17 protein-coding genes and 1 pseudogene are annotated in these 18,072 nt (G+C 45.4%); 10 read left to right on the forward strand and 8 right to left on the reverse strand.

Going from position 1 to position 18,072, the window contains the following annotated elements; genetic code table 11:
- Positions 1-160: 160 nt before the first annotated feature.
- The 4 genes and pseudogenes from BCU12_RS07525 to BCU12_RS07540 form a co-directional block, all read right to left on the reverse strand.
- Positions 161-922 carry an ATP-binding cassette domain-containing protein gene (locus BCU12_RS07525; RefSeq protein ID WP_102403726.1) on the reverse strand — a complete coding sequence of 254 codons (762 nt, stop codon included), beginning with the start codon at positions 920-922 and terminating at the stop codon, positions 161-163.
- An 11-nt stretch (positions 923-933) separates the two neighbouring features.
- Positions 934-1,873 (reverse strand): annotated as a pseudogene (locus BCU12_RS07530) (iron chelate uptake ABC transporter family permease subunit).
- 40 nt (positions 1,874-1,913) lie between these two features.
- Positions 1,914-2,867: an iron chelate uptake ABC transporter family permease subunit gene (locus BCU12_RS07535; RefSeq protein ID WP_198599279.1), complete on the reverse strand. Its 954-nt coding sequence runs from the start codon at positions 2,865-2,867 to the stop codon at positions 1,914-1,916.
- Positions 2,868-2,921: 54 nt separating this feature from the next.
- Positions 2,922-3,839: an ABC transporter substrate-binding protein gene (locus tag BCU12_RS07540; protein WP_102403728.1), complete on the reverse strand. Its 918-nt coding sequence runs from the start codon at positions 3,837-3,839 to the stop codon at positions 2,922-2,924.
- A 210-nt stretch (positions 3,840-4,049) separates the two neighbouring features.
- Here BCU12_RS07540 and BCU12_RS07545 point away from each other — a divergent pair, with 210 nt between their 5' ends.
- Together BCU12_RS07545 and BCU12_RS07550 are read left to right on the forward strand one after the other, a co-directional pair.
- Positions 4,050-4,976, forward strand: coding sequence for a LysR family transcriptional regulator (locus BCU12_RS07545; RefSeq protein WP_102403745.1), 927 nt, complete (start codon positions 4,050-4,052; stop codon positions 4,974-4,976).
- Positions 4,977-5,182: 206 nt separating this feature from the next.
- The gene (locus BCU12_RS07550; RefSeq protein ID WP_241909774.1) at positions 5,183-7,174 is read left to right on the forward strand and encodes a TonB-dependent receptor; all 1,992 of its coding nucleotides are present in this window, start codon (positions 5,183-5,185) and stop codon (positions 7,172-7,174) included.
- 164 nt (positions 7,175-7,338) lie between these two features.
- Here BCU12_RS07550 and BCU12_RS07555 read toward each other — a convergent pair whose 3' ends face one another.
- On the reverse strand, positions 7,339-7,770 hold the full coding sequence (locus tag BCU12_RS07555) for a MarR family transcriptional regulator (RefSeq protein WP_102403729.1): 432 nt from the start codon (positions 7,768-7,770) through the stop codon (positions 7,339-7,341).
- A gap of 97 nt (positions 7,771-7,867) precedes the next feature.
- Here BCU12_RS07555 and BCU12_RS07560 point away from each other — a divergent pair, with 97 nt between their 5' ends.
- The 5 genes from BCU12_RS07560 to BCU12_RS07580 all read left to right on the forward strand — a co-directional run bounded on the left by BCU12_RS07560 (position 7,868) and on the right by BCU12_RS07580 (position 12,026).
- Complete coding sequence (locus BCU12_RS07560) at positions 7,868-8,359, forward strand: DUF2798 domain-containing protein (RefSeq protein ID WP_102403730.1); 492 nt, start codon at positions 7,868-7,870, stop codon at positions 8,357-8,359.
- Between the two features lie 73 nt (positions 8,360-8,432).
- Positions 8,433-8,729 carry a DUF3861 domain-containing protein gene (locus tag BCU12_RS07565; protein WP_102403731.1) on the forward strand — a complete coding sequence of 99 codons (297 nt, stop codon included), beginning with the start codon at positions 8,433-8,435 and terminating at the stop codon, positions 8,727-8,729.
- A 412-nt stretch (positions 8,730-9,141) separates the two neighbouring features.
- Positions 9,142-10,620 (forward strand): DUF1214 domain-containing protein, encoded by a 1,479-nt coding sequence (locus BCU12_RS07570; protein WP_102403732.1) that lies wholly within the window; start codon positions 9,142-9,144, stop codon positions 10,618-10,620.
- A 144-nt stretch (positions 10,621-10,764) separates the two neighbouring features.
- Positions 10,765-10,971 carry a hypothetical protein gene (locus BCU12_RS07575; protein ID WP_133153826.1) on the forward strand — a complete coding sequence of 69 codons (207 nt, stop codon included), beginning with the start codon at positions 10,765-10,767 and terminating at the stop codon, positions 10,969-10,971.
- A gap of 95 nt (positions 10,972-11,066) precedes the next feature.
- The gene (locus tag BCU12_RS07580; RefSeq protein ID WP_102403734.1) at positions 11,067-12,026 is read left to right on the forward strand and encodes a LysR family transcriptional regulator; all 960 of its coding nucleotides are present in this window, start codon (positions 11,067-11,069) and stop codon (positions 12,024-12,026) included.
- Positions 12,027-12,240: 214 nt separating this feature from the next.
- Here BCU12_RS07580 and BCU12_RS07585 read toward each other — a convergent pair whose 3' ends face one another.
- The 3 genes from BCU12_RS07585 to BCU12_RS07595 all read right to left on the reverse strand — a co-directional run bounded on the left by BCU12_RS07585 (position 12,241) and on the right by BCU12_RS07595 (position 15,144).
- On the reverse strand, positions 12,241-12,537 hold the full coding sequence (locus BCU12_RS07585) for a Dabb family protein (RefSeq protein ID WP_102403735.1): 297 nt from the start codon (positions 12,535-12,537) through the stop codon (positions 12,241-12,243).
- 321 nt (positions 12,538-12,858) lie between these two features.
- Entirely contained in the window at positions 12,859-14,037 is a 1,179-nt protein-coding gene (locus tag BCU12_RS07590) for a lytic polysaccharide monooxygenase (RefSeq protein WP_102403736.1), read from the reverse strand.
- Between the two features lie 207 nt (positions 14,038-14,244).
- Entirely contained in the window at positions 14,245-15,144 is a 900-nt protein-coding gene (locus BCU12_RS07595) for a LysR family transcriptional regulator (protein ID WP_102403737.1), read from the reverse strand.
- A gap of 126 nt (positions 15,145-15,270) precedes the next feature.
- On the opposite strand from BCU12_RS07595, the gene BCU12_RS07600 reads away from it, so the two are divergent.
- The 3 genes from BCU12_RS07600 to BCU12_RS07610 all read left to right on the forward strand — a co-directional run.
- Positions 15,271-16,155 carry a pirin family protein gene (locus tag BCU12_RS07600; RefSeq protein ID WP_102403738.1) on the forward strand — a complete coding sequence of 295 codons (885 nt, stop codon included), beginning with the start codon at positions 15,271-15,273 and terminating at the stop codon, positions 16,153-16,155.
- A 262-nt stretch (positions 16,156-16,417) separates the two neighbouring features.
- The gene (locus tag BCU12_RS07605; protein ID WP_102403739.1) at positions 16,418-17,401 is read left to right on the forward strand and encodes a glutathione S-transferase family protein; all 984 of its coding nucleotides are present in this window, start codon (positions 16,418-16,420) and stop codon (positions 17,399-17,401) included.
- 269 nt (positions 17,402-17,670) lie between these two features.
- Positions 17,671-18,072, forward strand: a 402-nt coding sequence (locus tag BCU12_RS07610) for a CDGSH iron-sulfur domain-containing protein (protein ID WP_133153827.1), incomplete at its 3' end; no start/stop codon positions are given.

Consider the following 18,072-nt stretch of genomic DNA (forward strand, 5'->3'; position numbering starts at 1 on the left):
TGGCCCATAGCACTACTTGAATCGTCACAAGATCGACGCTGCGCTTTGTACGCCTATATGACGCGAGTCTAATGTGGTCGTCTTGGCTAGACATGCCAATTCTAACAAGCAATGGTCAGCTAATTAGGCTGACCATTTTTTGATACCGAACAACCGGACGCTAACAGGTGTAATACATGCAGATTCGGTTGCCATCGACTTCTTTGATGGTGAATGGGATCTCGTAGATATCACTCAAGACCGATTCTTGAATCACATCCGATTTACGCCCGCTAATAACTACCTCACCTTTTTTCATCGCAATGACGTTGTCGGAATAACACGACGCAAAGTTAATGTCGTGAATCACAATAACGATGGCTTTATTCTGCTCATGAGCCAATCTTTTTAGCGAGCCCATCATGTCTACCGAATGTTTAATATCAAGGTTGTTCAGAGGCTCATCGAGAAAGACGTAATCGGTATCTTGCGCCACGACCATAGCGATAAAGGCCATCTGCCGTTGACCACCTGATAATTGATCAATGAAACGGTCTTGAATGTAAGTAATCTCTAGTTGCTCTAGCGCTTTGTCGATAATGCGGTTGTCTTCATCAGTAAGACGACCGTGAGAATACGGGAATCGCCCAAACGACACGAGTTCACGCACGGTAAAACGCATATTGATGTTGTTCGACTGACGCAGAACCGCAAGGTGCTTCGCCAGCTCTTGAGTATCCCACTGATTCAGCGGTTTATCGCCAATCACCACGCTGCCTGCATCACTTTCCGTTAAACGGCTCGCCATGGAAAGCAGGGTACTTTTACCCGCGCCGTTAGGGCCAATAATGCTGGTCACTTCGCCCAAAGGAAACAACGCGTCAGCATTTTTAACGACGTAATTGTCATCGTATTTCTTACTTAAGCCATTAATTTTAATCATCTCGTCGAACTCTAGTTGAATTTTTGTTTGCTAAGCAGCATCAGGAAGTAAGCGCCACCAACAAAGTTAATGATCACACTGATGGTTGTCTCGAAATTAAGCAGGTTTTCCACTACCCACTGGCCGCTTATCAGCATCACGATAGAGAGTAAGCTTGATGCCAGTAACAAAAAGCGGTGTTGGTAACCACTGAACACTTCTCGGGTGAGTGCCACAACAATCAAGCCAAAGAACAGCACCGGCCCAACTAACACCGTCGATATCGAGACCAATATGGTGATAACAAACATCACTTTCATGGTGATCTTTTGCGTGTCTACGCCGAGGCTTTTTGCGTTATCAATGCCTAGCCAGAAGACATCGAGTTTGGGTGCAAGGCGGAAAAGATACAAGGTACTCAACGCAAGCGGAATAAGGCTCCAGTACACAAGGTCAGAATTTACATTGTTAAAGCTAGCAAACATCGCCCCTTGAATCATGGTGAACTCATTGGGGTCAACCAGCATGGTAAAGAAGCCCGTTACACTGCCAAAGAGACTACTTAGAACGATACCAATCAGCAGCAGGGTAAAGATGTTGCGATTACCACGGCGAAAGTAGAAACCAAACAATGTCATCGCCAGTATCAGCATAATGGCGGTAGTCACCACATAATTTAAACCACTGTTGATCACGATTGGGCTCATGCTGCCAAACAGAACCACCATCAATACTTGTAGCATCACATACAAGGAATCAAAGCCCAAAATGCTCGGTGTTAAGATGCGATTATTGGTGATGGTCTGAAAGACCAGCGAAGAGGCAGCAATGGCGATTGCGGCGATGATGATGGCCAGCACGGCGCGACAAGAAGAATTGATAATTATCGGCTGTCAGCCCTTTGCCAATAAAGAACCCAATGAACACAACGGAAATAATAGCCAGAAGAACCACTTTTAAGGGGTTAGTCATTATAAGTTTGCTCATAAACAACGGCTTACTTCTCAACAAGCTAGGCATTCGACTTATCCTTCAAAATCAAACCGATGAATACCACTCCACCAAAAATGCTGATGATCATCGAAATCGGTATTTCGTAAGGGAAGATAACGATACGACCAATCACGTCGCACACCAGAACAAGCAAAGCCCCCCAATACGCTGTCCAGGGCAAATTACGCTTCATGTTATCGCCCATAAACTGCGAGATGATATTCGGAACAATAAGCCCCAAAAACGGAATCACACCCACGATCATCACCACCGACGACGACAACACCGCCACCAGCATGACCCCAATCATCACGATTCTTCGATAGTTCAGGCCGATGTTTTTGGCAAAGCTCTCACCGATGCTGGCCGCGCTGAATTTACTCGCGTAGAGATACGCCAGTATTGATGTTGGAATGGCAAGATAGAGTAGCTCGTAATTCCCTTTTAATACCGAAGCAAAGTTCGCTACGGTCCAGGAATTAAGGGTTTGGACGAGGTCGTATTTGTACGCAACGAAGGTCGTCAATGAAGAGACAACATTGCCATACATGATGCCAATCAGCGGGACGAGCATGGCGCTCTTAAACTGCATTCGTTGAATGAATCGCACGAAAACAAGCGTGCCCAACACCGAGAAAGCCATGATGATCGACAACTGAATCCAGTTATCAAGTTGAGCAAAAAACACAAGACTGATGATGTAGCCAAGCATGGCACAATCAATGGTGCCTGTGGTTGAAGGTGCCGCAAAGCGGTTTTGCACGATTTGCTGCATGATCAAACCTGCCACACTTAAACCTGCCCCAGCCAAACCGATGGCAAACAAACGAGGTAAGCGGCTCGACATTAAGATTTCAAGCGCGTGCGCGTCACCTGACATCAGTGACTGGAGATTGATATTCGCCACGCCAACAAACAATGAGGCAAAACTTAAAATCGCCAGACAGAGTATGGCGATGAAGGGTCTATTTATTTTCATAGTTGAGTCGAAAGTTCGGGCGACAGCAACGCCACCCGAAGAAGTGAATTAGAGTACTTTCTTAACGTCGTTGATCATGATCTGAGTCGATTGATAACCACCGGCCGTCAAATACCACGCCGCAGAATCAAGGAACACAACCTTATTGTTCTTCGCCGCTGGCGTACTGTTCACTAGGTTGTTATCAAAGAACTGCTCAGAACTGGCGTTGCTTGCCCCAATCGCTTGTTGACGGTCCAGAATGAAAATCACATCGGGTTGCGCATCGGCCACGTATTCAAACGAAATCAGGTTTCCATGCGGACGAGCCACCGACTCAACATTTTTGCTTTCGCGGGTTTCAAAGCCTAGCTCATCGTAAATCACAGAGAAGCGACTGTTCGAGCCAAACATTGAAAGGCGACTGCCAGAGTTCATTACGCTCATCGCGTTCAAAGACCGAGCCGTAGTGTGCGCTTCAATTTCACTAAACTGCTGTTGAATGTTCGTGATCATTGACTCAACGTGACTGCTTTTATCGAACAAATCGCCCAATACACGCCAATGGTGCTGAGTGGTTTTCCAGTAATCGCTGTTATCAATCTGGTACATGTACACCGGCGCGATAGCGGATAGGTCTTTGTACAGTTCAGCCTGACGACCTTCTGCAATGATCAGATCTGGCTTCGCCATGAAGATCTCTTCAAAGTTTGGCTCTTTTAAACTGCCCAGTGCGTGATATTGGTTTTCACTGTACTGCGCCAAATAACTTGGGATCAGCTGCTTTACCGTCCCCACAGGCTCAACACCGATTTCATTTAGAAAATCCAATGCACCATGGCTTAACACCACAACACGCTTTGGTGTTCCGTCGATATCAATGGTGCCTAACGTATGTTCAATCGTTTTAGCGACAGAGATCGAACTGACGGCAAGCAGTAGTGAAGCCAAAGCCACTTTCACAGTGAAGGTTTTAAGCGATGTCATAATGGAGTCCTGTTGAAAATAATCACTCTTTATCAATGCCAAATGCAACAGGTGGTCAACCTTTCAAACAATCGATCAACCTTTCGTACGAACGTGCACACAACAAATAACAAACGAGAAGAGAAACAAGAATGATTCTTGATTACACCAGAGGGTATCAGGTAACCTATATACGTCAATGAGATAGAAAGAATAGTGGGTATTCAAAAAATGAATTTAGGAAAGGTCGACTTAAATCTGCTCGTCGTACTCAAGCATTTACTGGAAGAGAAGCATGTTTCCAATGCCGCTCTGGCGCTTCAAACCAGTCAACCAAGCATGAGCCGTTCACTGCAAAAACTGAGAAGCGTGTTTAATGATGAACTTCTAGTGCGCACGACACACGGCTACGAACTCACACCAAAAGGTGAGCAACTTAAGCAAGACCTAGACGCCCTACTGCAAGGGCTAGAAAAGTTCGTCAATGGCGATCAATTCGATCCTCTTCAATCGGATCAAACCGTGCGATTCTTTGGCCTCGTCCCGCAAATAAATTGGTTATTGCCACCGCTAATAAATAAAGTTCGCAAGCTGGCTCCTCACCTTGTTGTTGATGTTGATACCGTGCCAAAACGTCATTTCGATGGTTTAAACGATGGCAGTGTTCATTTCGTCTTGTCGAATCTAGCACCCAGTAACAGTGACCAAAACCTGTATCGAATGTTTCTTAAAACTCGAGATTTTCGCTTACTGATGAGTGATGAACATGAACTTGCCCATGAAAAATTGAGTGCTGAAAACCTAAGACACGCGCACTTTGGTCAAATATCGTTGCAAGGTGGAAAAAATCTGTCGATTGAACCGCGGTTTCGAGAACTCGGTTTGTTAGAGAAACACGAAAAACTCTCGACACCGGTCATGCTCAGTAATTTCAACGCAGCGGCCAGTGTCGCTGAACACACTGACCTCATCTTTCATCTGCCTACGCCCTTTGCAGAAGAAGTGGCCACCAGTCGAAAACTCATCACAAGAGAAGTGCCTGACGCCCTAAAGTCTCCGTACCAAGATACGTATCTATATTGGCACAAGCGCTTCCACTCCGATCCCATGTGTATCTGGATTCGAGAGCTATTCAAAGAGACTTACCATACCGAGTGATCGGGGCCAGTTTGAAGACTTGGAATTCATTTGAGCAATTTAAGACCAACTTGATCGTTAATTAACCAATTGAATACTTGATAATTATAGTATTCAATTTTTGGATACTGAAAATAGACAAATTGAATGAAACTTTCGTTGCGATCAGGTGTAATGCGATATGTAATGCGAACCATTATCATTACAGCTACTATTTAGGTACCGAAGTGGAACGCCAAACTCAATTGATCAAATCCCCTCTCGCCCTCTTCATCGCATCGACTCTTGCTCTACCCGCTTATGCGGCCAGTGAGACAGAAAAGTTTGATGAGCAAATGGTGGTCACCGCAACTCGCACCGAAACGACCATCGCCAAAGCGCCCGCTTCAATTTCTGTTATTACAGAAGAGGATATTCTGTCAGAGCCAGGGCTAGCTCTGAATGACTTAGTGAAGAATGTAGCAGGTGTTGAAAGCCAAATGGAAGGCGGTCGTGCAGGACGTGAACAGGTCTCTATTCGAGGGATGGACACAAAGTTCACCATGATCCTAATCGATGGCCGAAAGCTCAGTTCATCGAATGCGATCTTCCGTGGCAACGATTTCGATCTTTCTACAATACCAAAGGAGAGCATTGAACGAATCGAAGTCATTCGAGGACCAATGTCAGCCCTTTACGGCTCTGAAGCCCTCGGTGGTGTTATCAATGTTATTACCAAACAACCAACCAACGAATGGCGCTCTCAAATCAGTGGCGACTACAGCCACCGTGATGCCGATAATGGGGGCGAATACACTATTGGCTTCAACACATCAGGCGCATTAGTTGAAGATGAGTTGTACATGTCGTTTGCGGTCAACCAGAGTGCACGCGATGCTTACCATGCCTTTTCCGGCGACGGCGAAACAAGCCGAGGGGAAATTTATGATCGTTCTCAAGCAACCACTCTAGAAAAGCGCGAGACACTATCGGCGAGTGGTAGCCTGCAATGGTACATCAACGAAAACCACGACCTTACCTTTGATTTCGCGTACAACGATGATGAACGTGAAGGCATGATTGAATCGACATCAGGCCTAACAGAGTCAGATGCGACCGTTAAACGTGACATGCAAGCGTTGACTTACAACGGCACGTTCGATTGGGGTGACACTCAATTCCGTTACAACCGAGATGCTGTCACCAGTGAAAATGCAGCGGAAACAGACACTGGTGTTAACGATGTTGAAGAGACAACTCAGCAAGTGTATGGCCACGCAACCACTTACATTAGTAACCACACCCTAACCGTGGGCGGTGAAGCCTCGTATTCTGAGCTGATTAACCCAGAAAGCCTGACTGAAACAGGCAAAGCGGATGCCCATGAACAAGCCCTGTTCGTGCAAGATCAATGGGAATTCAACGAGTCTTACACGCTTACTTACGGCACTCGATTAGACTTTCATGAAGCGTACGGCAGCCACTTTAGCCCGCGTGCGTATTTAGTGAATACCGTGAGCGACAAGCTAACCGTTAAAGGTGGTGTAGGCTCTGCATTCAATGCCCCGACTCTTTTGCAAACGTCTGAAGAGAACATCATTAATAGCTGTAAAGGCAGCTGCCAACTAACAGGGAACCCAAATCTGGATCCTGAAACCAGCGTAAGCTACGAAATTTCAGCGATTTACAACGAGATCAACTGGGGACTAGAAGCGGGCTTATTCCGCAATGAAATCAAAAACCTGATTGAACGTGATGTATCAGAAGGCAGCGAAATTGGCGGCACACCTGAAAAACCACTTTACACGTATTGGAACGTTAGCGAAGCCATGACTCAGGGGATTGAATTGGCTGGTCACGTCGATGTGACTGACGCGATACGCCTAAATGGTACTTACACTTACTTGGACACAGAAAACAAAGAAACAGGTCAGATTCTAGAGAACCGTCCGGATCATCAAGCGAATGTTCGAGTCACCTGGCACGCAACTGATTGGTTAGATACGTTCGCTCGCGTGAACTACATTAGTAGCACGGTTGTTGACCTTGAAGACGATGTGACTCGCCCAGCCGTTACGACAATCGATTTAGGCTTAAACTATCACTTCAATTACGACTGGCGCCTTCGTGCTGGCGTTCGTAACTTAACGGATGAGCAGTTTGACGACATCAACGTGACTCAACGTGGTTACAGTATTGACCCTCGTACTTGGTATGTCGGTATGACAGCGAACTTCTAATAAGTCGAGTATTGGTGAAGTTTGCTTAGGCAGAAGCTTCACTAAGCACCACTCTGTATCTTGGGCACCGCTATTCTAAATAGTGTGTGCCCATTTTCGTTTTATTGTACTGATCGGCATAGGTACCGCATTGGAGAGCGGCTAACGTAAAAAGCGGACACTCATCATTTCATCACACATAAATTGTTCGCCATTTTATCGGCCACACTTTGGAAAGTATCCAGCTCTTCCGCCGTAATCCCTGCTTTCATTTTCTCAAACATTGCCTTATCAACACTCGCCAAGCGCGACATGATGACCTTGCCATCTTCCGTCAACGCCAAACATTGGCTGCGTTTGTCTTCAGGGTTTGGCTCTTTCACGATCAATGCCAGCTTGATTAAGCTACTGAGTAAGCGGGTCACTTGTGCCTTATCTCGATTTAAGAAATGAGCGATATCAATGGCCGTACAGCGTGGCTTCTTCGAAATAATTTTGAGAACACGCACGTGCATAGGGGCAATATCGATGTCCAGAGCTTCAATTTGAGAGTGCATATTTCGTTTAAAGCCATGAACCAATTTGAACAAACTGTCTAAAGAGTGATGATCAGACATTAAGATAACTCCAATATTATAGTTGACTTTATCAACCAATAAACTATAGTTGATATTGTCAACTTATTTAGCCGCCATTGCAAGATTGGAGACATCTATGAATACGCAAACTTTGACACCAGAGACAGAAGTATCAACAGCAAGTACCCCGACATACCAAAAAATTCTCGTGGTGCTCGGCATGATGACACTAGTGGGCGGCACGTTAACAGGCGTTATGACCTACATGAGTGTGGGCTACAGTAGTAGTTTCACTGCGGATTGGCTCACCTCTTTTCTTACCGCGGCCTGCACAATCATGCCGATGGGCTTCTTTATCATGGCCATGCTAACGAAAGGCGCAGAAAAGTTCCTGCCCAAGCTATCTGAAAAGTCTAGAAACATTGTCATTGGGGTTGCGATGGCGTTGATCATGGAATCAGGTATGGCTTTCACCACCGCATTCAACACGATCGGTTTTGAACATGGTCATGACTTTTTATGGGCATGGGTGAACGGTTTACTCGGTGCTCTGCCTGTCGCACTGGTTCTTATGACAGCCATTTCCCTAACGATCAAACCCAAAGTAGAACGTTTCCTAAAAAGCTAACAATCAGTGCTACCTAACCGTGTATGGCAAATACGCATGGTAAATACAATCCTAAACCTGAAAGGTGATTATGATGAGACAAGACAAACAATACCGCATTACTATCGAAGCGCTTGATGCAGACAAAACGGTAATCCAAACGCTGCAATTTGAGCACCAAGACAGAGAAGATCTGTTCAACGTGGTCGATAAATTACAACGAGGAAGTGGGCTTGAAAGTGAAACCGCGACCAAAGTGGGTGTTGCTTTAAGACTGCTAGGCCCAGTATTAATGCAAAATAGAAAGCACGCACTGTTTACCGACTTCATGCCGCACTTTAAGCACTTCATGCACCACCTAAAAAGCACCGTGAAACACGCGGTCAACTAACCCGTTGTTGTGGGGAGGGATCCCCAAGATAACAGACGATCACCAATGACTAATTACCGATCGCGGAAATATTGTTTTTCATATCAAAAGTTCAAACACCCCGCTGTATTCCTCAGCCAAGCCATTTTGGATACCTTCCTTGTATCGCTCTCGCTTTAATGGCTCTCGCCTTAATAGTCCCCATTTTCGCCTATCTCACTTCATCAACTCTACTTTTATTCATCTTATTTTCACTCACTCCTCTTCACTCACCTGACTCTATTATATTGATTAAAAACAATTATCCGTTTTTAAGATAATTAATCATGATTATAAGTCGTTTCAGTAATATCACGAGGTACCCTAGACTGGATAGTGAACAAAGGATGTTCGTCCATAACCCACTATGTTTTGACGAAGAGACGTAACCACTATGAAAAAACTACTACTCGCTTCACTTCTGGCATTAGCAACTGCCCCTGTTCATGCCCAGTCATTTAATGATACTGACGACATCCTTGAGCGCTCATCGAAAATCGAAAACCTTGAATACAAAATCATGGTTCAGCGCGCTACCCAAACGGCTATTCACTATATGCCTGCCGTTACACAAATTGACTTTCTAAAGGCCACTCGACGTGATCTTGGTGGCGACTACAACGACGTCGTCTATGTCAACGAACCCTTTGGTTCAGAAAAAGGGTTCTTAACCGCCAATGACACAACCGCTTATGCGTGGGCAACCCTAACCTCCAAAAATGGCCCTATCGTCGTGGAAGTCCCCGCGGCGACCGATAAAGTGAATTACTTTGGGTCAATCGTTAATCAATGGGAAGTGCCCATTACTGATGTGGGTTACAAAGGCGCCGACAAAGGCGAAGGTGGGAAATACCTCTTTCTGCCGCCAAACTACGACAATAAGCTGGGTACAAAAGAGGCGTTAGAAAGTGAAGGCTATTTGGTGTTTGAAACCGACACCTATCTTTACGGCTTTTCATTTCGTCCGTCACTCACTAACGGCGCAACCGATGAAGACGCTGGAAACTACGCAAAACAGATAAAAATATACGAGCTTGCAGAGGCTTCCAATCCTCAAAAAACAACGCATCTCGACGCAACGGATGTCGCTTATGATAGCTTGCCTTATTACAACGACACGTTTTTCCAAGACATCAACGATGTGATTCAAGAGAACCCTGTACGTGATCAAGACAAAGCGATGGCATCACTTCTGAAAGATTTAGGCATTGAAAAAGGAAAGTCATTTAAGCCAACAGAAGAACAGACTCAAGCGATGCAAGAAGGCGTGCTAATGGCCTATGCTCACATGCAGTCTAAATTTGTTGAACCAGACCAAACTGTCAGTGCGCTTTGGCGCGATGAAGATGGCAAGCCTATATCGCAATGGTCTTTCTGGAACTTTGGGCCACAGGCTCAGCAAGGCTTTCCCTTTATCGATGAAAATGAAGTGCTTGTAGATAAACGCGCAGCGTCCTATTTCTACGTCACGTATCTACCAAAACAACTGGGTGGCTCAACCTTCTACCTAACGGGGTTACGTGATGCGAACGGTGACATGCTGGACGGCGAAGAGACATACAAACTCAATGTACCCGCTGATACGCCCGTTGAAGATTTCTGGTCTGCCATTGTGTACAGCATGGAAACCAAGAACTTTGTTAAAGGTGTCGACCGTGTGGGTCTTTCCTCTCGAAATTCAGACACCATGATCAAAAATTCAGATGGGTCATACGATCTCTATTTCGGGCCAAAAGCGCCTGAAGGAAAAGAGAGTAACTGGGTGCCGACTGGCGGCGAAGACTATTTCTTGTTGTTCCGATTATATCGACCAACCTCGAAGACTTTCTTTAAGAACTGGATGCTCAATGACCTAGAGAAGGTATCAAGCTAGAAGTATTGAAGTAGAAAGTATCGAGCGAAAGAAAACGCAGTGACAGGCCCTTCTGCAAAATGGAAGGGCCAGACTAGAAACATCGACCTATATTATGCACACGAGTACGGTTCTTTGCGTGCATTGACAACGAAGGGTAACAACATGAAAAAATCAATCATCGCGATGGCGCTTATCACGCTTAGTGTGTCGACTTCCCCCCTTGCTCAGCCAGAATACAATGCCGACGTACCACAAAACATCATTACGCCAAACAGTGTAGAGTCGACCTATCTTGGTGGCCTAAATTACATTGATGGCGCACCAACGCAGCTTGGTTTGATAAATCTTGGAAACCCAGTGACTTTATAGAAGTAAATTAAAGAGTTGCGCATCCTTCTAGGGTGCACATTTTCCATTTGAGGTAAGCTATATCTAAGTGTAAAAAGAGATTTGAGATATCGACTATGGATAAACATCATTCAAAGCAGCTGCATAGAGTTGACCTTAACCTGCTCGTTGCTTTTGATGCGCTACTCACAGAGCAAAATGTCACCAACGCCGCAAAGGCGATGTTTGTCTCTCAATCGGCCATGAGTCGAAGCCTAAAAAAGCTCCGCGACGCCTTTGATGACCCGCTTTTCATTCGAACCTCAACAGGGTTAACGCCAACCGCAAAAGCCATAGAAATAGGCGGCGAGCTTCAACACATTCTTCCTCAGCTTAGTGACTTGTTTGATAAAAATGCGTTTGAACCACAGAGTTGTAAGGAAACATTTTCACTCTCATTACCCACTTATTTAGGCAGCACCATTTTACCTAGTCTGGTCTTGGATATTTTTTCGGAAGCCCCTGACGTCAACTTGATCGAGATGGCCGCTAAGAGCAACCCTTACGATCTGCTCGACAAAGGTAAGTTAGATTTCGCTGTCCACTATTCCAGGCCCACAGACAACAAATACAAGGCGACGCCTCTTGGTACTATTTACCCTAAGATCTACGTAAGAAAATCGCATCCTTTAGCGGGCAAAAATGCAACGCTGGAGGAAATTCTTTCTTACCCAATCGTTGCCATGAACGTTGAAGAAGACCATAAAAAAACCTTCAATGCGCCACTTCAAATGCTTTTATCCCAACAAGGGGCTATGCAAAAACCGACGCTTCGCAGTACTCAAACTCAAGTCTTATTAGACATTGCTGCGAACTCAGCTATGGTGGTTTTTGGGATGAATGCACTCAGCGCAACGCATAATTTTAGTGACGGGTTTGTGGGTATCTACGACTTTATCGATGATACGCAATATCATGTCGAACTCTTCTTGCTGCAACATCAACGAAACTTCAACTCCCTACCTCACCAATGGCTTGCGAAGAAGATACAAGATTATGTCGCTCAGTACTCACAAGGGGCCGACGCGTTGAAATAACGCGTAGTTTACTGAAATGAGTCGCGCCAGAATGCGTCAAACTCCGCGGCAACCGACAAAGGTCATTGGAAGGGCATTGCGATCAGACAGCAATAGCATTAGGGCTTCGGTAATCAAAAGCATCGTGATCGCTCTGTGTATTAGAAAAGAGCACATGCGCTTTATCTACGCTATGTAGCGCATGTGAATAATGGTCTTTAACGTTAGCGGAAATTTACAGCGTGTAGTCAAACACAATAATGTCTTCAATCAAGGGGACAAAAACTTGCTTCAATGCATTGTGTTCTGGATGTGGAAGATAGTTTTGTCTGCCTGCTTCGTCTAAAAAAGTCATCAATACGGCGTGTGTATAGCCTTTATCTCTGCCTTCTTGGCTATCGTTCATTCCCCATTCAACAGAAACCACCCCCTCTATCTTTTCAGGTGTTGACTCAAACAACCCTTTGAGTAAATCCAGCTCTGAAGCCTTTGTGTCTTCTTTGAATTTTATCAGTAAAACATGTCGAATCATGGCCATTTCCTAGTCATCATTTAAGGTCAGGTTAGGGCGAAAGATACGCCTTAGCCATCCCTATTGGAAGACGACCATGACATGATCAAACAGCGAAGATCAAGGTTGAATTGTTCATCGCCTCCTAGCATTGCGATTACGATTCCATCTTAAAGCACTTTGGCGCAGGTTGACCCGATTGAAAGAATCCATCAACTCACTGAATTATTTTGATTCTGATTAGATCTGTACGTCATGATTAGAGTACTGCATTGTATTGCGAAAAATGAATGCCGGCACACATCCTCAATTTCAAGAAAATGTGTGCCAGTCAGGTGAGTTCTAGCGCCAAACGCCCCAGTCACCGGTTGTTCCAGGCTCTTCACCTGTTGTCCACCATTGAGCTGTCCACTCTTTGCCGTTATGAGTCACAACATCGCCTGCATTGTAAACCGCACTGGTCACCCATCCATTGCTTGGATCGACGGGAGGCGTGGTATCGGCTTTGATCAGTGACAAGGCATAGCTAAAGGTGTCATTTGGCGCAAAGACTTGGTTAGAATTGATATTGCCGGTATCGAACATGTAGTGATTCATTTCTTGGTGCCAAATGCCGACGTACCAATCCCCAGTCTGTTGAGCATTAAACTGATCCGCTATTTCGGCAGCCCAAGTCTGCGTATTGTTCGCTGAGATAGGCAGAGAAAGATCAACCATCTCGCTACCAGTCGCATCAAACGTTCTGAATCGTATCGTGTCTCCAGATTCAACTGGCCCGAATCCTTGCGGAACAAAATAACCCAATGACGTCAAATTGTTCGCTGGATCGGTTGGATCAACAGGGTCGGTAGGCGGATTTGTTCCCGTGCCACTGAACGAGATATCACTACAGTTATAGAAACCTTCTCCAGCCGCATCTTCACGCTGCCAACGAGTATAGAAGATCGCATCGCCACTTCGCTCTGCCGGTAATGACACCTTAATTCGATACTTTTTGTCCTCGCCGACCGCGACATTGCCAGAGGTATCCACCAACTCTAAGTCACTCCACGTTAACGGAAGAGAAGGGTCATAAGAGGGTTTGGTCAAATAGAACTGCCAGTACGACGGATTGTGAGGCGCGGTCGCATTAAAGACGAGATCAAACTGGTTATTGGCATCCAAAGTGACATTGGTTTTCTGCCAGTTGGGAGAAGGGAGGTTCAGCCCTGACTTAGAGGCATCACCGGCTGAACACAGATCGCCATCACGAACAATGGCCTGCACGTGCGCCATATCTTGATAGTTTGGTACATTCGCCGCCACTTCATTTCTCTGAACAAATGGATAAGCACCCGATTCGTCAAAGGCCGCCTGACAAGCCGCGTTGGGAATGGTGTTTTCCCAAAATCCGCCATCTAGGTAACACGTATTTTGCCGTGCACTTGGAAACTCAACCCAGCCATGCGCATTCACACTTAGCGAGCCAAATGCTGTGATAAGCCCTACGCCTAACGTCGTTAGTTTTAATTTCGTTTTCATTATTCACCCTTATAATCAACTGACAAATAGCTCAAAACCGAGCTAACAAATGGTTTGCACAGTAAAACTAGTCGGGTGAATGCGTTCTGTTGAACTATTTACGGGTTTGTTATTCAGACTTGTATTTGCTTCCCAAGAAAATTGTTGGCTCGTAGCATCTCCTTCATACACTTTCGAGCCACTTCAAGCTTAAGTTGCTTACAAACACTATTCCCAATACGGACTATCACCAAAATAGTCGGTGAGAAAATCGATAAGAGCACGGCTCTTTTGTGGTAAGTAACGTGTTTCTGGGTAAACGATGTAGGCATTTTGCGGCGCTGGTGTGTATGGCGTAAGTATCTGCTTCAATGTGCCATTTTGTAACTCTTTCCAAATAATGAACTTCGGCAAGTGAGTAAAACCGTGCCCTGATAACGCCATCGCTTTCAAAAACTCACCATTATTCGCGCTGTGAACCACATCGATCTGTGCCATGAACTTTTGCTGATTCTCTCCAACGAGTTGAAGACCAGATAAAGGCATCTGGCTATATCGTAGGAACTTATGCTTTTTTAGATCCTCTGGTGTCTCTGGTATTCCATATTCGTCCAAATAGTCTGGGCTTGCACACAGTACGTGGCTTATTGGTGTAATGGCTTTGGCTTTTAAGGTTGAGTCTGCCAATTGACCAATTCTAAACGCTAAATCGAATCCATCTTGAACGAGATCAACCTTTCTATCTGAAAAATCCACATCCAGCTTTAGATCGGGGTGTAGCTTAGAAAACTCATCAAGTGCAGGCACTAAATGCTCAATGCCAAATGACAGCGGTACCGCTATTTTCAGCGTGCCCACAAGGTGTGTTTGCACCGAGGCAATCTCAGAGTTTAGCTCATCTAACTCTTCTGAAATCAACTTACTCTTTTGATAGTAGATCTGCCCAGCTTCTGTGATGCTCGATTTACGCGTGGTTCGATTGATCAACTTGACGCCAAGCTGCTGCTCTAACTCGCTGAGCCTTTTACTGATCGCAGATTTTGCTAAACCTAGCTGCTCTGACGCCTTGGTAATACTGCCAGTTTCGACAACCTTAATGAATATTTGAATGCTTTCAAGTTGCCCCATCGCGTGCTCCACCTATCATTTACATTGGTCTCATTTTGAGAACAATCATTTCTCATTCTTGCTGTTTAATGATTTTTTATCAACAACTACTATAAGCGTATTGAAGCTAAACACGAGGGAATCTCGATGACTATAACGACGACAAAAACTCAATACCGTTCGCTTAGCCAAGTCTACAAAGGTATCAACACTTCTGATGGTGATGGTGTGAAGTTGACTCGGATCATCGGTACGAACGAACTGAACATGCTTGACCCATTCTTGCTACTCGATTGTTTTGAAAGCGATCAAGCATCAGACTATATCGGCGGGTTTCCAACGCACCCTCACCGCGGTTTTGAAACAGTGACCTACCTTTTAAACGGCAAGATGCGACATAAAGACAGCACGGGTAATGAAGGGGTAATAGAACCTGGCGGTGTTCAGTGGATGACGGCGGGCAAAGGTATCTTGCATTCTGAAATGCCAGAGCAAGAACACGGATTGCTAAAAGGCTATCAGTTGTGGGTGAATCTTCCGCAAGAAGCCAAGATGGTCGATCCTGGGTATCAAGAGTTTCCACCTGAAAAAACACCGTTAGAAGAACGTGCAGACGGCACTTCCATACGAGTGATCTCAGGGGCGACCAACCAAGGCACCATTGGACCTGTAAAAAATCACTATACTGTACCGACTTACCTGCACGTTTCGATGCTGGAAGGGGCGACGTTTGTTCAGGATATTCCTGCTAGCCATAACGCGTTTGTTTACGTGACCGAAGGAACCATCGCAGTGAATTCGCTTGATGGCGCGAGCAATAAAACGGCGTCTAGGGTGACAGAGAAACACATTGGGATATTGAGCCAAGGAGAAGAGCGGCTTTCTATCTCAGCAAGTTCGGACGCTCAGTTCTTGTTGCTGGCAGGCAAACCACTGAATGAACCCGTTGTGAGAGGTGGCCCATTTGTCATGAACACACGACAAGAGCTCATGCAAGCCTTCCACGACTACAGCAATGGTGTGCTTGTCTAGGCGAGCACTGACAAAAGAGCCAAGCTTTTAAAATTTGATTTGCCCTTTTACTCACTGCCTTGTAACTGGGCGAATCACAACTCACGTAACTTAGTTGCTCAACGATACTGCTCAGCGATACCGCTCAACTACGATGATTAACTATGCTGATTAACTGCGCTGCTCAACAGCATGTTTAATCAGACGACGAACTAGAACTAGAAACAGAAACAGAAAAAATGAATAACAATAAACGATCAGCAAACGCTCAAAGGAGAAGAAGATGGGACTACTAGTGAACGGCGAATGGCGCACCGATTGGTACGACACAAAGTCTACAGGGGGAAAGTTTCAGCGTAAGGCGTCCAGTTTCCGAAACTGGATCACCAAAGATGGGAGCGCAGGCCCTACTGGCACTGGCGGCTTTAAAGCAGAACCCAATCGCTACCACCTTTATGTTTCTTTGGCATGTCCATGGGCGCATAGAGCCATCATTTATCGATCCTTGAAAGGTCTTGAAAGCATCATATCTATGTCGGTGGTTAACGCTTACATGGGCCACAACGGTTGGCACTTTGAACCGGGAGATGGCGTTGTACCTGACCCTATCTTTAATGCTCAGTATGCGCACCAAATCTACACCAAAGCCGATCCTGACTACACAGGCCGAGTCACTGTACCTATCCTTTGGGACAAAAAGACAGAGACGATTGTCAGCAACGAATCGGCTGAAATCATTCGCATGTTCAATGACGCATTTGACGAGCTTAGAACCACGAATTCAGAACTTGATCTCTACCCACAAGCACTACAAAAAGAGATCGATGAGCTGAATGATTACATCTACCCAACCATCAATAACGGCGTTTACCGAGCAGGGTTTGCAACAACGCAAGAAGCCTATGATGAGGCCGTCGCAGAAGTATTTGCCGCGTTAGACAATATTGAGAGCCGTTTGTCGAATAAACGATATTTGACTGGAAACACGATTACAGAAGCCGATTGGCGATTATTTACCACGTTGGTTCGTTTTGACGCGGTGTATGTAGGCCACTTCAAATGTAACCTCAAACGCATCGTTGATTACCCAAACATTTGGGGATACCTACGCGACCTTTATCAGGTTGAAGGGGTGGCTGAAACCGTGAATATTCCTTACATCAAGGCGCACTATTACGGCAGTCACGAAACGATCAACCCGACTCTTATCATACCGAAAGGCCCAGAGATCGATTTTACATCCGCGCACCAACGTATCGATTTCTAAGTGAGATCGAGAAATTGACAGATTGAGTTTATAGCACGGATATCGGAATGTGATATTCGTGCTCACTAAAACAATGATTTACTCATAGAACGGTGCGTTATTGAACCTGAACCCTGAAGCCTGCACGAATCATAGCGTTAGCCAACTATGTTAACTGTGCCAGCTATTGAAACGTTCGTTTAACTCTACCAAGATAACTCAGCTAATCCTGACTATGCTTTTTAATCAAACAACAAAAACACTGATTAAGCCCCATAGAGAGGGAAAGCATGAGCAATCCAATAATAGCGGATAATAAGCCGATCAAAGTCGAGCTTAATAAAGATCAAGAGTATTACTTTTGTACCTGCGGACGTTCAAAAAACCAACCTTACTGCGATGGTTCTCATTCGGGAACAGAATTCAAACCCAAAAGCTTTGTTGCTGAAAGCAGTGGCGACGCCTACCTCTGTAAATGCAAACACTCCGCAAACCTCCCCTTTTGTGATGGTTCCCATAAACAGTTTACCGCTGAACAAGTGGGTACTGAGGGCCCTGGCGTGCAGATTGAAGCAACAAATGGCGCGCCCATTGCCACCGTGACCAAAGAAGAGCCTACCGTTGAGTTTATTCATCAACTTGCGCGTGATGGATTGTCTAAGGTGGGTCATCACGGGCCAATGACGTCTATG

This window comes from Vibrio sp. 10N.261.55.A7 (assembly GCF_002877365.1).
In the GTDB taxonomy this organism is placed as follows: Bacteria; Pseudomonadota; Gammaproteobacteria; order Enterobacterales; family Vibrionaceae; genus Vibrio.

Excerpts from the sequence above, each read along its gene's own strand:
- BCU12_RS07525 (WP_102403726.1), bottom strand. The coding sequence starts at position 922 with ATGATTAAAATTAATGGCTTAAGTAAGAAATACGATGACAATTACGTC.
- BCU12_RS07540 (WP_102403728.1), bottom strand. The coding sequence starts at position 3,839 with ATGACATCGCTTAAAACCTTCACTGTGAAAGTGGCTTTGGCTTCACTA.
- BCU12_RS07545 (WP_102403745.1), top strand. The coding sequence starts at position 4,050 with ATGAATTTAGGAAAGGTCGACTTAAATCTGCTCGTCGTACTCAAGCAT.
- BCU12_RS07555 (WP_102403729.1), bottom strand. The coding sequence starts at position 7,770 with ATGTCTGATCATCACTCTTTAGACAGTTTGTTCAAATTGGTTCATGGC.
- BCU12_RS07560 (WP_102403730.1), top strand. The coding sequence starts at position 7,868 with ATGAATACGCAAACTTTGACACCAGAGACAGAAGTATCAACAGCAAGT.
- BCU12_RS07565 (WP_102403731.1), top strand. The coding sequence starts at position 8,433 with ATGAGACAAGACAAACAATACCGCATTACTATCGAAGCGCTTGATGCA.
- BCU12_RS07570 (WP_102403732.1), top strand. The coding sequence starts at position 9,142 with ATGAAAAAACTACTACTCGCTTCACTTCTGGCATTAGCAACTGCCCCT.
- BCU12_RS07575 (WP_133153826.1), top strand. The coding sequence starts at position 10,765 with ATGAAAAAATCAATCATCGCGATGGCGCTTATCACGCTTAGTGTGTCG.
- BCU12_RS07580 (WP_102403734.1), top strand. The coding sequence starts at position 11,067 with ATGGATAAACATCATTCAAAGCAGCTGCATAGAGTTGACCTTAACCTG.
- BCU12_RS07585 (WP_102403735.1), bottom strand. The coding sequence starts at position 12,537 with ATGATTCGACATGTTTTACTGATAAAATTCAAAGAAGACACAAAGGCT.
- BCU12_RS07590 (WP_102403736.1), bottom strand. The coding sequence starts at position 14,037 with ATGAAAACGAAATTAAAACTAACGACGTTAGGCGTAGGGCTTATCACA.
- BCU12_RS07595 (WP_102403737.1), bottom strand. The coding sequence starts at position 15,144 with ATGGGGCAACTTGAAAGCATTCAAATATTCATTAAGGTTGTCGAAACT.
- BCU12_RS07600 (WP_102403738.1), top strand. The coding sequence starts at position 15,271 with ATGACTATAACGACGACAAAAACTCAATACCGTTCGCTTAGCCAAGTC.
- BCU12_RS07605 (WP_102403739.1), top strand. The coding sequence starts at position 16,418 with ATGGGACTACTAGTGAACGGCGAATGGCGCACCGATTGGTACGACACA.